The sequence below is a fragment of the Methanosarcina sp. DH1 genome, from assembly GCF_020804205.1.
GTDB lineage: Archaea > Halobacteriota > Methanosarcinia > Methanosarcinales > Methanosarcinaceae > Methanosarcina > Methanosarcina vacuolata.
In genome coordinates this window covers 24,115-39,819 of sequence record NZ_WJBJ01000003.1, presented here as the reverse complement: position 1 = coordinate 39,819, position 15,705 = coordinate 24,115, and the positions used below count along the sequence as shown (strand labels likewise).

Annotated in this window: 10 protein-coding genes; 5 read left to right on the top strand and 5 right to left on the bottom strand. The window is 40.4% G+C overall.

The genetic code is table 11. The features are described 5' to 3' along the window. Window positions 1-307 precede the first annotated feature (307 nt). Together FXW07_RS01510 and FXW07_RS01505 are read right to left on the bottom strand one after the other, a co-directional pair. A complete protein-coding gene (locus tag FXW07_RS01510; RefSeq protein ID WP_229393444.1) occupies window positions 308-1,513 on the bottom strand; it encodes a peptidase U32 family protein in 1,206 nt (401 codons plus the stop codon). A 449-nt stretch (window positions 1,514-1,962) separates the two neighbouring features. After that, complete coding sequence (locus tag FXW07_RS01505; RefSeq protein WP_229393443.1) at window positions 1,963-2,208, bottom strand: hypothetical protein; 246 nt, start codon at window positions 2,206-2,208, stop codon at window positions 1,963-1,965. A gap of 554 nt (window positions 2,209-2,762) precedes the next feature. On the opposite strand from FXW07_RS01505, the gene FXW07_RS01500 reads away from it, so the two are divergent. The 5 genes from FXW07_RS01500 (at window position 2,763) to FXW07_RS01480 (ending at window position 8,461) form a co-directional block, all read left to right on the top strand. After that, window positions 2,763-3,317: a cupin domain-containing protein gene (locus FXW07_RS01500; RefSeq protein WP_229393442.1), complete on the top strand. Its 555-nt coding sequence runs from the start codon at window positions 2,763-2,765 to the stop codon at window positions 3,315-3,317. Between the two features lie 218 nt (window positions 3,318-3,535). Further along, window positions 3,536-5,215 carry an AMP-binding protein gene (locus FXW07_RS01495; RefSeq protein WP_229393441.1) on the top strand — a complete coding sequence of 560 codons (1,680 nt, stop codon included), beginning with the start codon at window positions 3,536-3,538 and terminating at the stop codon, window positions 5,213-5,215. 473 nt (window positions 5,216-5,688) lie between these two features. After that, window positions 5,689-5,937 carry a ferredoxin family protein gene (locus FXW07_RS01490; protein WP_048116514.1) on the top strand — a complete coding sequence of 83 codons (249 nt, stop codon included), beginning with the start codon at window positions 5,689-5,691 and terminating at the stop codon, window positions 5,935-5,937. 20 nt (window positions 5,938-5,957) lie between these two features. Further along, the gene (locus tag FXW07_RS01485; RefSeq protein WP_229393440.1) at window positions 5,958-7,013 is read left to right on the top strand and encodes a 3-methyl-2-oxobutanoate dehydrogenase subunit VorB; all 1,056 of its coding nucleotides are present in this window, start codon (window positions 5,958-5,960) and stop codon (window positions 7,011-7,013) included. Between the two features lie 2 nt (window positions 7,014-7,015). Further along, on the top strand, window positions 7,016-8,461 hold the full coding sequence (locus FXW07_RS01480) for a 2-oxoacid:acceptor oxidoreductase family protein (protein WP_229393439.1): 1,446 nt from the start codon (window positions 7,016-7,018) through the stop codon (window positions 8,459-8,461). A 2,239-nt stretch (window positions 8,462-10,700) separates the two neighbouring features. On the opposite strand, the gene FXW07_RS01475 is transcribed toward FXW07_RS01480, so the two are convergent. From FXW07_RS01475 to FXW07_RS01465, 3 genes are all read right to left on the bottom strand, one after another. Then, complete coding sequence (locus FXW07_RS01475) at window positions 10,701-11,873, bottom strand: type III PLP-dependent enzyme (protein WP_229393438.1); 1,173 nt, start codon at window positions 11,871-11,873, stop codon at window positions 10,701-10,703. A gap of 526 nt (window positions 11,874-12,399) precedes the next feature. Beyond that, window positions 12,400-13,668 (bottom strand): APC family permease, encoded by a 1,269-nt coding sequence (locus FXW07_RS01470; RefSeq protein WP_229393437.1) that lies wholly within the window; start codon window positions 13,666-13,668, stop codon window positions 12,400-12,402. Between the two features lie 531 nt (window positions 13,669-14,199). Beyond that, window positions 14,200-15,381, bottom strand: coding sequence for an FprA family A-type flavoprotein (locus tag FXW07_RS01465; RefSeq protein ID WP_229393436.1), 1,182 nt, complete (start codon window positions 15,379-15,381; stop codon window positions 14,200-14,202). Window positions 15,382-15,705: the final 324 nt, after the last annotated feature.

The window sequence follows — 15,705 nt, the reverse complement described above, 5'->3', positions numbered from 1 at the left end:
GAGGATCGGAAATTAATCAGGACAGTTTACTCGGATGAAGGTCCAGCCTATTGATCAGAGTTAACAGACAAGATTATTTACCGATAAAAGGTATCCAGCTGATTGAGAATATTACCGGAATAAGATAGAGTAATTTTTTCCTGCAATTGCCTTTTTCCTGTAATTTTTTTCTTTCCTGTAATTCTTTTCTTTCCTGTGATTTGCTACTCGTATAGGAAGAATCCAATATATAGATACTGTTTTATTATTTTAACTAGGAAATTTATTCCCTTAAACACATATCTTTAAACACAATACATTAACTCATTTATTTCAATTGTATCATGAAAACACGGTCGTTTTTCCTGACTTGTCCTTCAACCGCAAGGCCAATCGTATCTCCTTTTTCAGCTCTTTCAACAGGTTCGCCATTTTTCTTAATGGAATGGACTTGCTGCCTCAAATAAGTCGTATTTCCCTCAATTACGATCTCGTCTCCAACCGAAATCCCTTCTTCGAGAAGCCTGACTGCTGCAGCTTGCTGTTTCGTATAATAATTTTCAATTATTCCCACAGCCCTGCGTTGCTTTTCCGAGGCATTCATATCTTTTTCGGGAGAAAATCCCTCAAGACCTGGAACCCCAAAGTAAAAGCCAGTTGAAAATCCCCTGTTATATACCGAAGCAAGTTCACGTCTCCAGGTCTCTATTTTCTCAGGAGTGTAGTCTCCTTCTATGCAGGCATCGATAGCTTCCCTGTAGCAGCGGGAAACCATTTCAAGGTATCCAGGGTCCCGCAGTCGCCCTTCCACCTTAAAGGCAGATATCCCCGCTTCGAGAAGTTCTGGGATATGCCCTATCATACAGAGGTCTTTTGCACTTAGAAGGTACTTTCCAAGGCTTGCAGCAACAATCCCGTTTTCTCCATGAAGTTCCCATTCCCAGCGGCAGGGCTGAGTGCATTCTCCGCAATTTCCGGATTTCCCAAGAACGTAAGCTGACAGATGGCATCGGCCTGAGACTGCCATGCACATGGCACCATGGACAAAAGTCTCGATTTCTACCTCAGTCTGCTGGCTTATCTTCCTTATTTCTTCAAGGGAAAGCTCTCGTGAAAGTACAACCCTTTCCGCCCCAAGGTTTCGGTAGAAATCCGCGGTTTCATGGTTTGTAATGTTTGCCTGCGTGGAGATGTGAATTCTAAGCCCGGCTTTTTGTGCCCTGAGAATTACAGCAGGGTCCCAGGCAATAACTGCATCTACTCCTGCATTCGAAGCTGCAGCTATTACATCTGATGCATCTCCGAGCCTTTCCTCATTTACTGTTGAATTTACGGCCAGATAGGCCTTGAGCCCTCTGGTTTTTACCTCATAGACAAAATCGTCAAGAGTCTCCAGGGTGATTTCTTTTGCTTTTGTTCTCAGGCTAAGCCTGTCGGTTGAAAAGTAAACAGCATCTGCATATTCTGAGCAGGCCTTAAGCCCTGAAAGATTCCTGACTCCTACAAGGAGTTCAGGTTTTGAACTTTTATGCATGAGAACAGAAAACACATATCTTTCATTTAAAATATTTTATCGCTCCGCAATATTTTATCTCTCCGTTCAGTTAAAAAAATATTATAATACAATGTTAACTTATGATAGTTAATTGTAAGATTTACCGGTTGACAGATAACTTTATATAAGTGAAGAGCGTTTTTCAAAATGGGGATTAAGTAAATTTGAAGAAGTAGTTTTTGCTAATAAACAAAAGCAAGAATAAATTACTGTTACTATAATTGAATACGGGGGATAAAATGGAACACGAACTCGAAGAAGTTGAGAGAGATTACATAGAATTCAGAAAAGAAATGGGAGAAGAATAAGCTTAAGGGAAGAATAAGCTTAAAGGAAGAATAAGCTTAAAGGAAGAATAAGCTTAAGGGAAGAATAATAAGTTTTGAAATTTGGTGAAAACAGGACGGATAAAAAATTAAGTATCCTCTTCAAATTGAGTGGAAATTGAGGGATTTCCACTCAATGCACTTTTTTCTAATGAGTTGAGCCAGAAATGGCATCTCGAATTTGTTGGGGACTCTATCACGTATGTACTGATATGCATTTACCCCCAGTTTCTTTGCTGTCTGAACAATCGTCATAAATGTGTCATTTGCCTTTGTTCTTTCCTTTGTTATGGTTTGAAGGCTCACATCTCTTAGCATGAAAATGATGCCATCTGCAAGCACTTTCATTGGTTGTGCGTGTTATTCAAAGAATATCATGTTCGTTTTTTCTGACCCTTAGGATATGCATCACTGGATAAAATGGATCTATTAACTTTACATGTTTCAGTTAGATGAACCTCTATTTTGTCCAGTTTATATTTCGGCTCTCTATCCTATGAAAACTGAATTTTTCTTCTCTCTTCAGAAGAAATGTCTTCGTGCTTTTTAGAATCATGAATCTCAGGTTTTGTGTGTCACCTTTTAAGAGGATAACTTGTATAATTTGAAGAGGACACCTTGTACAATTTGAAAAAAATACCTTTCATTTGTTTGTGCATGTTATTCGAAGAATTTCATATGCATTTTTAAAGCTGCATGTTTGAATCTGCCAGTATTCGGTTCTTCTAGAGATTTCTTACAAAAATAAGACTGTAGGAACTGAATGATAACGTATATTAATTATAATTTTCAATGGATCTGGAAGAAAAAAACTGTAAAGCAGGTATAAAAGTTGCAAAGCCAAAGGTTTTTAAGCAGATATTAGTTAATTCTTGAAAAATTCAGCTGGAGGATACGTAATTATGCAGGAAAAAATAAAAGAAATTGCAGATAGAGTACGTGAACTGCGTGAACTCTCAGATTTCACGGTCAAAGACATGGCAGAATATCTGCAGGTATCCGATGAGATTTATGGAAAATACGAAGATGGAACTGAGGATATTCCGGCAAGTATACTTTTTGAAATTGCACACAAGCTGCGTGTAGACATGGCCACTCTCCTTACAGGGGAAGAGCCGCGCATGAATATATTTACAGTTACACGGGATGGAAAAGGAGTCAACGTTGAGAGGAGGAAGCAGTATAAGTACCAGAACCTGGCTGAAAAATTCATTCATAAAAAGGCTGAATTTTTTGTAGTTACAGTTGAACCCAAACCACATGGGGAAAAACCTGATACAAATTCCCACCCAGGCCAGGAATTTAACTATGTGCTGGAAGGAAGCCTGAAGGTCTATATTCACAATAATGAAATTATTCTGAATGAAGGAGATTCAATTTATTTTGACTCCACTTATGAACACGCTATGGAAGCCCTGGAAGGAAAGCCGGCCAGGTTCCTGGCAGTCATACTGTAATAGTCCAATTCGTTAATGCATCTCGGTTTGATGTTATTCGATTAAATTAAACTCAGTAAATTCGATTAGAACAAATACATGATTTAAATTAACATGACTTGGTTTCAAACCTGATAAGAAATCCAAGATCCAGGCTAAAACCTTGAAATTCAAATGAGATGTGTAGCCTTCATAAATTTATATAATATATAAATAAATTAAGAAAACGGGTGTTCAGAATGACTTCTTTGCTCAGCCAATTTGTTTCCAAAACCGACTTTGAATCCTATGATGACTTTGAGAAAAATTTCAAAATCCTTGTTCCTGAAAACTTCAACTTTGCCTATGATGTAGTCGATGCCTATGCAAGAGATTCCCCTGAGAAGATCGCAATGATCTGGTGTGACGATAATGGGGAAGAGAAAATCTTTACTTTCAAAGACTTGAAGTACTACAGCGACAAAACTGCAAATTTCTTTGCAAAGCACGGGATAGGTAAAGGCGACTATGTAATGCTCACCTTAAAGAGCCGGTATGAGTTCTGGTACTGTATTATTGCACTGCATAAACTGGGAGCCATTGCTGTACCTGCAACACATATGCTCAAGACACGAGACATTGTATACCGGATTAAAAAAGCCGGATTGAAGATGATCGTCTGCATATCGGAAAACGAAGTTCCCGAACAGATAGACGAAGCCCACTCCGAATGCGAAAATATCCCGCTCAAAAAAGCAGTCGTTGGAGAATATACAGGGGAGGGCTGGATTGATTTCAGGAAAGAGCTCGAAGAAGCCTCCCCTGATTTTGAACGGCCTTCGGGCGAGGCTGCTACGAAAAATAGCGATATTTCTCTCGTTTATTTCTCCTCAGGAACAGCGAGCTTCCCTAAAATGGTGGAACACGATTTCACCTATCCTCTCGGGCATATTCTCACCGCAAAGTACTGGCAGAACGTGAAAGATGACGGGCTGCATTATACGGTTGCAGACAGCGGATGGGGAAAATGCGTATGGGGAAAACTCTATGGGCAGTGGATAGCCGGTTGTGCGGTCTTTGTCTATGACTATGATCGGTTTGAAGCCAAAAATATGCTTGAAAAAGCCACGAAATACGGGGTTACAACCTTCTGCGCTCCGCCAACCATCTACCGTTTCCTGATCAAGGAAGATCTCTCAAAGTATAATTTCAGTACCGTGAAATATGCGGTCGTTGCAGGCGAACCTCTTAACCCTGAGGTATACAACAGGTTCCTCGAATTTACAGGAATAAAGCTTATGGAAGGTTTCGGGCAGACCGAAACCGTTGTAACTATCGCAACTTACCCCTGGATGGAACCAAAACCCGGATCCATCGGGAAGCCGTCTCCTGGCTTTAAAATTGAACTGATGGACAGGGACGGCAGACTTTGTGAGGTCGGAGAAGAAGGAGAACTCGTAATCAACACAAAGGAAAACAAGCCTATCGGACTCTTCGTCCACTATGGGAAAGATCCTGAGAAAACTAAGGAAGCATGGCACGATGGCTACTACCATACAGGAGATATGGCCTGGATGGATGAAGATGGCTACCTTTGGTTTGTGGGAAGAGCTGATGATATCATAAAGACCTCAGGATATAAAGTCGGACCTTTTGAAGTGGAAAGCGCCCTTATCCAGCACCCTGCAGTACTTGAATGCGCAATTACAGGTGCTCCTGATCCTATAAGGGGTCAGATTATCAAGGCAACCGTTGTGCTCACAAAAGGATACGCACCTGGAGAAGAGCTTAAAAAAGAGCTTCAGAATCACGTAAAAAGTGTCACTGCTCCCTACAAGTATCCGCGCATAATAGAGTTTGTGGACGAGCTTCCAAAGACCATTAGTGGAAAAATTCGTAGGGTCGAGATCCGGGATAAGGACCAGAATGAACTAAACTAAATATATTATTTGAAAAATCGGATACTATAAAATGCAAATAATAGAAAATCAAATAAAACCTGATAAAGTAGACAAAACCTGATAAAGTAGACAAAATCTGATAAAGTAAACAACGCCTGTTTTGATCCGGAAGCCGATAAGCTTCGGGTCAAAACAAAGAAGGAAAAAAGGAAAGAAATAAGTACCTTAAACTTTCTGGAAAGTTTGCTCTAAAAAGATTTGTTTCTGAATCCACTTTATAGTTTTATCTTAATTTTCTACTTATTAACTGTCTAATAAATTATGCAATTTACAACGTAAGAAAACTATGGAAATCTAAGGCTCTTCTTTCTGTCAAAAACAGGTTAAATTAAACAGGGACTGGATAAGTCCGGGAAGAATTAAAAATTCCGGATTCCCTAAATCCAGGAATGGGCTTGAAACCTGAGAAGAGTCCAAAGAGGACTGAAAAGTGAACAAAAAGAGGATTTCATATGTCAAAGGATGATAAAAAAGAACCATACCCTGTAATTAATACTCTGGAGTGTAAGGCCTGCGGACGTTGCCTTCTAGCCTGCCCTAAAGGCGTACTTTCCATGAGTGAAAACCTGAATGCCCGGGGATACCATTATGTGGAATACAAAGGGGAGGGCTGCTCAGGCTGCGCAAGCTGCTATTATACATGCCCTGAACCGCTTGCAATCGAGATTCATATTCCCCTTAAAGAAGAGGAAGACAGGTAAGGCAGGAAAGGAGGAAAAATATGGCAACACAACTAATAAAAGGCAACTCTGCAATAATTGTCGGTGCACTATATGCCGGATGTGACTGTTTCTTTGGATATCCTATAACTCCGGCAAGTGAAATTCTACATGATGCATCCAAATATTTGCCAAAAATAGGACGGAAATTCGTCCAGGCCGAATCCGAAGAGGCGGCTATCAACATGGTCTACGGAGGAGCATCGGCAGGGCACAGGGTCATGACATCATCTTCAGGCCCCGGAATTAGCCTGATGCAAGAAGGAATTTCCTACCTTGCTGGCTCTGAACTTCCCTGTGTGATTGTAGACATTATGCGGGCAGGACCAGGCCTTGGAAATATAGGGCCGGAACAGGGAGATTATAACCAGGTAGTAAAAGGCGGAGGTCACGGGAACTACAAAAATATCGTGCTTGCCCCGAACTCAGTGCAGGAAATGTGCGACTTTACTATGAAAGCTTTTGAGCTTGCTTTTAAGTACAGGAACCCAGCTGTAGTGCTTGCAGACGGGGTGCTAGGGCAGATGATCGAGTCACTCGAATTCCCGAAGCAAGCTATTGTTCCTGAGATTGATACAACCTGGGCGGTCAACGGTACAGCTGAAACCAGGCCTAACCTGATAACCTCTATTTTCCTGGATTTCGACCAACTTGGAAAGTTCAATGAAAAACTGCAGGTAAAGTACGAGCTCATAAGGCAGAATGAAATCGATTACGAAGAGTACCTTACCGATGATGCTTCAATTGTCCTTGTTTCTTATGGGATCAGCAGCCGGATTTGCAGGTCAGCTGTGGATCTTGCAAGGCAGGAAGGCATTAAAGTCGGGCTTTTCAGGCCTAAAACTCTCTTCCCATTCCCTGAGGCGCAGTTGAAAGCTCTGGCAGACAAGGGCTGCTCCTTTATTTCCGTGGAAATGAGCAATGGGCAGATGATACATGATGTCAGGCTTGCAATTAACTGTTCACAGCCTGTAGAGCTTGTAAATCGTATGGGAGGAAACCTGATGACCCTTGACCAGATTATGGACAAAATAAGGAAAATGGCAGGGGAGGCGTGAAAATGGCAGCAGAAATCATTAACGGAGAAAAAGTAATAGGAAGGCCAAAAGCACTGTACGCGGACTATCCTCGCAAAGGATCAGTAGCCTCGACAGCCACTCACTACTGCCCCGGCTGCGGGCATGGGGTTTTGCATAAGCTTATTGCCGAAGCAATTGACGATCTCGGGATTCAGGACAGAACTGTTATGATCAGTCCTGTGGGCTGTGCTGTCTTTGCTTACTATTATTTTGATGCAGGTAACATCCAGGTCGCTCACGGCCGTGCGCCTGCGGTTGGGACAGGAGTTTCCAGAGCTGAAGAAAATGCTGTAGTTATTTCCTATCAGGGAGATGGAGACCTTGCATCCATTGGTCTGAACGAGACTCTCCAGGCTGCAAACAGAGGTGAAAAACTTGCAGTCTTTTTCGTAAACAACACTGTTTATGGGATGACAGGTGGACAGATGGCACCTACAACCCTTGTGGGCGAAAAGACTACAACATGCCCTGAAGGCCGTGACCCTCGTTTTGCAGGTTATCCTCTCCACATCTGCGAACTTCTTAACAACCTTAAAGCTCCGGTTTTTATTGAAAGGGTTTCAGTTTCGGATATCTCCCACATAAGGAAAGCCAGAAAAGCCGTGCATAAGGCGCTTGAAATCCAGCGCGACGGAAAAGGATATGCTTTTGTTGAAGTCCTTGCCGCCTGCCCGACTAACCTCAAGATGAATGCGGAGCAGGCTATCAATTTCATAAATGAGGAGATGGAAAAGGAGTTCCCGGTCCAGAACTTCAGGGATAACTCCAAAGAAGTCGAACCTCTGCACCGTGGAGTCAGCGACTTTACAACCGAAGCTCTTGAGAAGCTTTACGGAATTGAAGCTGGTGCCGAAGAAAAACCTGCCAGAAAGGATTTTGCCCCGATCCAGACCAAGATTGCTGGTTTTGGAGGGCAGGGTGTCCTCAGCATGGGACTAATCCTTGCGCAGGCCGGAGTTAAGGCAAATCTCAATGCCTCCTGGTTCCCGTCCTATGGCCCTGAACAGAGAGGTGGGACCTCTAATTGCTCGGTCGTGATTTCAGGCCAGCCTATAGGCTCTCCTACGGTCTACACTCCGGACATCCTGATAGCTATGAATCGTCCTTCCCTTGAAAAGTTTGAAAGGGTAGTACGAGAAGGAGGCTTTATCCTCTACGATTCGTCCATTGGCGAAGTCGAAACGCCTGCAAATGTAAAAGCTGTTGCCGTCCCTGCAACTGAAAAAGCCAAGGAAGCAGGTTCTGAGAAAGCTGCCAATTCCTTCATGCTTGGAGTCCTTATGGGCCTTAATGCAACCGGCCTGAGTGAAGAAGTCTTCAAGGAGGCTCTTGCCGAAAACTTCGCGGGGAAAACCAAAATTATTGAGTTTAACCAGATGGTTCTCGAAGCTGGAGCACAATGGGCAAGAGAAAATGTTAAGTTCTAAGGACTTTAAGATTTGAAAAAAACAAGTTTCGAGGACATTCAAATTGCATAAAAGCAGGTGGAGAAGATCTTTCTCTACCTACTGGTATGTTATAGCGATTTTCAAGTGTAATTTTCAAGTAATATAGGACTTACGCGATTGAACTGAAGAATCAACATCATTAGACCGTTAACTGTCTAAAACGTGACTTTAATCCATAGTCTTTGCCGTAATTGATTTTGGTTCTCAAGTACGTAAGTCCTATAATTTTTAAGTAATTATTAAGTAACTTTCTAGTAAGTAACTTTCTAGTGATTTATCAATAGTCCTTAAACGATTTCGTCCTCTTTAACTGTCAAGCATCCCATGTTATTCTTTTCAGGGCTATTTTTCAGGTTGTCCTGCACAGAAAAAGTTACTCTATCGAAGCATACACTTCTAAGAAACTCGACCGAGAAGCCTAATTGATCTCAAAGCAGATAGTCAGCATATGCATCATCTTAAAAACAATCATAAACTTTATTAAAGCTGAGTACATTGTAAGAATAAGGGAGTATTTTATAAATTGGTTTTAAATGTATTTGCTAAAAGTTAATAATAACTTAAAAGCAGTATATTGGAAAAACATTTAATTAGAAAATATTTTATTGGAAAAGCATTTCATTGATCTAAAACTAGTTGGCAGGGATTGAGCCCCTATTCTCTAATCCCTACCTGCGATCCAACCCGAGATTAAGAGGAAACCCTTACTCTTAATCTCACATCGAAGTAGATGGTAGGTCGAGTCCCTATTCTCGGATCCCTACCTGCGATCCAACCCAGAGATTGAGAGGAAACCCTATTACTCTCAACCATCTCATTTTATAATGACATGAGAGATATATATCATAATCGACCCAAAAAACAATTTGTGATTTTAATTTTGCTTGAGCTAATTATTTTTTATATCCGCGAAATTTTCAATGACATTGAAAATTTTGCAGGCATTAATTCAGTTGAACCTTTGTAAATGTCATCATATTAAGTAATAACTAACTGTGAATATTATCGTATTAGGACATACTAACTAAGTTTTTCATATTACTTAACAAGATCAAAATGCTCTGAAAAAAGACTATAAGTATTAAGAACCTATCTAAAAAGTGGTTGCCTGTTATAATTTTTACAATACGCAATATGCAAAATCGTAACGGATGCCCGGATATTTAGACTTATTGTAACTTTTTGATGTGCATAAAAGAAGGAATTCTTTCGTTACCAGAGGTAATTGTCGGACAGCTTATAAAGACTTTGGGATTTAACTTCGTTCTTTAAAAACCTGCTTTTCTCGTATAAGAGTCTGGTGCATCTGGCTTTATGCATAACCTGCCCAAAAGTAGAAGAAATTTATAAACATAATGTTGAGGTAGAGCTGAAAGAAAACGAAAAGAGGATTTAATCTTCACGGCAATTAATAGAGATAGTGCTTACATAATAAATAAATATATATACTTAGGAACGGTCATAAGGTTTATTAGAAATAAAGACATTATGAAAAATAGCAAATAGCTTTATAAATTAATTCAAAAGTAGATGGTAGGGTTACCGAGTCCCTATTCCCGGGTCCCTACCTGCGATCCAACCCAAAGATTAAGAGGAAACCCTATTACTCTTAATCTATAATCTTATAGTAGCGTGGGAATATATATCATAACCGACCAAAAAAACAGTTCGGATTCTGAATTTTCAAACAGCTCTTGTATTTGTTTGGCGGTGAAATTTTTAATGATCTTCAAATATTTGATCAAAACATAAAATTTAATGCATTAAATTGGCAGTAAATGCCATAAAAATTTCTTTTTTGAAAATTCTCGAGCCCCTTCATGCAATTCAATCCGGGAATTAAGAGTCCTCTATACTCTTAATCTTCATTTACTTTTATAATCACATGGACATTAGAGTTATAACCGACTTGAACAAAGACAACATAACCATAGAGAATATCTAAGTCCAGAAAAAGTATCTTTAGTCCTTAGTATCTTTAGTCCTTAGTATCTTTAGTCCTTCGTTTTCTGTTAGTTATAGGCAAATAGCACTAATTTAGGAACCATACCTCTTGACCTGCAATCATTATGGTTGATCACGCCGCAGATTCAGCTATCTTGAGCGGAGAAAAAGGGAACTCGAAAGAGCCTTATGTTGACTGCATAAAAAGGTGGAGGTCTGGGTCATTCAAGCCCTTCAGTGCTCCACCCTTTCAAATTAGTCTTTTAGTAGGTTTTCAAATAAGATAGGCTTTGAGTGGGGGGAAACCGTTAAAACACACGGAACTGTAGCTCTGGGTATAGGCGCCTGTCGTGAAGATATATACGCGGTTTCCTTCGCGCATTGTATGAGGGAACGTATACTTGTGATGCTCATACAGGATATCCATGCTATCACAGGTCGGACCTGCAAGAATTACTTCTTCAGCACAACCTTTTTTATCGCAGAAAATGGGGTATTTGATGCACTCATCAAGAGTTTCTATAAGGCCCCCGAATTTGCCAATGTCAAGATAAACCCATTTGTACTGGTTGAACCTGGCTTTTTTGGAGATCATTACGACTTCGCTTACTATTATACCGGCATTAGCAACCAGAGAGCGCCCCGGTTCTATGATAATTTCAGGTAGCTCTTCTCCAAAGTCCTCATGTAAAAAGCGGCGGATTTCTCCAGCATAGGTCTCAAGCTCATGAGCCTGAGCCTGGTATTTTGCAGGAAAACCTCCCCCAAGGTTTATCATTTTCAGATTTATGCCTTTTTCAGCTACTGCCTCAAAAAGATACTTACATTTGGAAATGGCATTATCCCACTGGCCAATGTCCCTCTGCTGGGAACCAACATGAAAAGAAAGACCATAAGGCTCAAGCCCTAACTTTTCAGCCTTCAGAATGAGTTTATATATCAGGTCAGGGTGCGAACCGAACTTCTTAGAGAGAGGCCAGTCAGCCCCGTCGCTTTCAGTAAGAATACGGAAAAATACTCTGGAACCTGGGGCTTTTCTAGCTAACTTTTTCAGATCGCTATCCGAGTCGGTAACGTAAAGCCTCACTCCTTTTTCATATGCGTATTCTATATCTTTCTCTTTTTTGATAGTATTGCCGTAACTGATCCTTTCAGGTTCTACCCCAAGCCTGAGAAGCTGATCAAGTTCATAAACCGTTGCTACATCAAAATTTGAGCCTTTACTCTTCAGGGCAAGCACAACCTCATCCATAGGGTTAGCCTTTACAGCATAGTGAATTTTTGCAAAGGGCATGTGCTCTACAAGCTCGTCGTAGCTTTGCTCTATCTTCTGCAGGTCAACAGTTAAAAATGGGGTTTCTTTATCCCGGGAGAACTTTTTGATTCGGTTAAACTCGTCTCTTGAAACGAAATCCTCCAACGGGAACACATAGTGCTCTTTTCTCATATCTACTCCCTTTTAAAATTAAAACTGATATATGCTCAGACTATGTACTTACTAGTTAATAATTTTTAGTATCTTGATAATTTATAATGATTATTCAGTTTATAATCAATTATTTTGATAACGAACGAAATAAAGCGATTCAAATAGGATTTTATGTATATAAAACTAATTCTCGGTGAATATTAAGACATGAAAATAACTGAAATCAATAAATATTTAATAAAAATTGTCATATCATAATAAAATATCCAATTAAACCCTATTTTTTCATTAAAGGCACCAGAAATCCGTTTATCTCTGAAGGAGATACGAGAAATCTTCGATATTCTCAGAATCTTCAAGAACGATTTTTGTCCAAAAAAGAAACATTATGGATTTAAAAGAAAATAGGAGTTTAATTAAACGATTTAAAGGTTATAAAACCTTTTTTTATCTATATTCTCTGGAAGCAACTCATTTTAATCCATTTTACAAAAGTCCAGATTCGATATGTTTACAAATAAATTCAAAGTGTTTCCGACCGGTTTTATCTGGTTCTGAACAGCACTACCAGTATCCCGATTCCTGCAAACATAAGGCCGTAAGTTATAACTTCCAAACTTAGCTGAAAAAAAAGAAATACGGTAGAGAGAGCTCCAAGAAACGGTAGCAAGGGAAAACGGCCAATATTCAGGGGAACCTTAAAAGGGCGATTTCTTCCGGGGTCAGTATAACGGAGCTTTATCAGAGAGAGGTTGACCATAAAAAAGACAATAAAAATCATAAAATTAGAAATATTTGCTACGATCGCAACATCTTTGAATAGCACAAACAGGGCTGAGAATAAGGTAACTCCTAAAATTGCAACCCAAGGAGTCCGGTAACTGGGGTGTATTCGGGAGAAAATTTCCGGAAGTGACCCTGAATCTGCCATACCATATACAATCCTTGACCCTCCAAGCATTACCACAAGTACAGTGTTCATAGTAGAAAAAAGGGCTATCCAGGACATAAGGACAAAAGCTTCATTCCCCAGAGAAACAGCCACAACATCTGCAAGGGGAACCCCTGAAAGTCCGAGAACCCGAAAGTCAAGCACACTTACGGCAGTTATCGCCACGCACATGTACAGGAAAACCGTGAAAAATATCGCAATAAGCATGGCTTTTGGAGTTGTCTTTTCGGCTTCTTTTGTTTCCTGGGATAATCTTACGATATCCTCAAAACCTAGAAATGCAAAAAAAATCAGAGTTGAAGCCTCAAATATTCCTGCCAGGCCCGGAGTATCTAGGTAATTTACCGTTCCAAGGTAAGGAAAGCCTGTATAGATTACAATTAGAAGCCCTGACACTTCTATAAGAGTTATTAGAATAGATAGCCGGGCAGATTCCTTGACCCCATAAATCATGATAAGGCTGAGAACGATAAAAAGGCCCAGAGTTCCTGTTAAATATCCATTCCCGGAAAGGCTGCTGAAATACCTGCCAAACCCGAGGGCAACTGCAGAACTTGTTATTACTACAAAATATATGACAAGCAGTCCCACAAACAGGCCAATGCGTTCTCCAAAAGCTTTTCTTACGAATCCATATTCCGCTCCAGCCTTTGGGAACATGGAACTGAGTTCCATATAGCTGAAGGCAGAAAGTGTGGCCGTTGCTCCGGAAAACAGAAAAGAAAACCAGACCATATTGCCTGCAAGCCCTGCAGCTTTTCCCATAAGTACGTAGATTCCGGCCCCAAGGATATTGCCAATTCCTACCAGAGTGATCTCCAGCAGATTCAGTTCTTTTTTCAGTCCTGACTCCCCTTTCATAATAAAATCCCGCATCAAAACTTGAAAAATTCAAAAACAAAATCATAAAAGTATTATTGATAAAAATGGAACCTCAATCTGTCAGAAAGACTGTCTTATGAGAAGCTGTGATTACTTTCAATTAACCGGCTCCTTTCCACTCACTAGCTCTCAAAAATTCTCTTTTCGAGAATGTAGAAGTTTTACCATTAAATGAATGTGGAAGTTTTACCATTAAATGAATGTGGAAGTTTTACCATTAAATGAATGTGGAAGTTTTACCATTAAATGAATGTGGAAGTTTTACCATTAAATGAATGTGGAAGTTTTGCCATTAAATAGCTCCACAGAAAGTTGCTGAATAAAGCTAAATAAGGTCTCAGGATAGACTAGCCGGATTTTACCAGTCTGAGAGATACCTTACACGCGCGCTTAAAATAAAAATTTTCAGGTCTGTGCACACATTTTCAACTTTATATGCACATTTTCAGGTTTGTGTGTACATTTTCAACTTTACGTACATATTTTCGAGTTTACGTACATATTTTCAAGTTATGCTTTCATTTTTTTGGCGAGCTCTCGGCCGATTTCCTCAACCTTTTTCAAATCTTCTTCACTGGGTTTGCCCTTCACCTGAAGCGTTCCTATAATTTCCATCTTTGAGGGAACCAGAATATCTCCTGCTTGCTTCAGAGCGCCTCCACCCCAGCCGAAAGACCCAAGTATAACCCCATATTTTGCAGGCGGCTTGAGAGCTTTTACCAGGTAAGTGCCGTAAAGGGCAAGAGGATGCATGCCTGCAAGGACAGTTGGAGCTCCAATGATAACAGCGCGGGAATCAACCAGTTCTCTTGCAATATCTCCTGTATCCGCAACTTCAAGGTCATAGATTCTGACATCTACACCTTCTTTCAGTAAGGTTTCTGCGATTGTCCTGACCATCAGTTTTGTAGAGCCCCACATACTAACATAGACAATCAGGGCTTTATTATCGGTCTTTCCTGCAGTCCACTTTGTGTAGGGCTCAAGTATACGCTGAGGGGTTTTATAGATAGGCCCGTGGCTCGGCGCAATAATTGCGATATCAAGATCCTTAATTTTTTCAAGAGCCTTTGCCCCCATATTTCCAAAAGGCATCATGATTTCCCCATAATAGCGTTTTGCAAGAGGAATAAGGTCTTCCAGATCTTCGTCGTAAACGCCCTGTGCTGTGTGAGCTCCGAAGAAATCACATGGGAAAAGTACTTTGTCTTCAGGCAGATATGTGAACATAGTTTCAGGCCAGTGGAGCCAGGGAGCTTCAATAAAGCGCAGATTTTTTCCTCCCAAATCAATAACATCTCCATCGGCAACAACTTTAATCCGGGCGTCTGGCAGGTCATGGTAAAGGCGTGCCATTTTCACACCTCTCTCAGTCGTAACAAGCACTGAGCCTGGAGCCCTATCCATAATATAACGAATTGCACTGGAATGGTCTGGTTCGGCATGGTTCATAATCAGGTAGTCCAGTTTTTCCAGGCTGGAAACCAGGTTTATTTTATCTTCGAACTCCTCTTCAAAACCAGGATTTACGGTATCAATAAGCGCTGTTTTTTCTTCTCCTTTCACAAGATAAGCGTTGTAACTTGTCCCCTGAGGCAGCGGGACCAGGGCATCAAACATTCTACGGGTCCAATCTTTTGCCCCAACCCAGAATACATCTCTGGCAATTTCAGGAACACTGTAAATCTCCATATTTTTTACCTCCACTTCCCCAATGCAGTAAAGCGACTCAAAATAAGATTCAGACAAAGCCGTCTGCATCTATCATTCCGACAACTGGACTCATTTAGTGATTAATTTAATGACTATATTGTATTTGTCCGATATATTTATTAGGCAAAACCCTTAACTAATAAAACCCTGGATTTCAACTGACTTTTAACTCGGTAAGGGAAAGCTAACTTTAAAAAAATTAAACTGAGGCCGTGCCGCCTTCTCTTTTTTATAGTATTTTTTCAAAAAAATAAAAAAATGAAAAACTTTATATAGACAGCAGTAAGTTATCTTCTTCCTAGC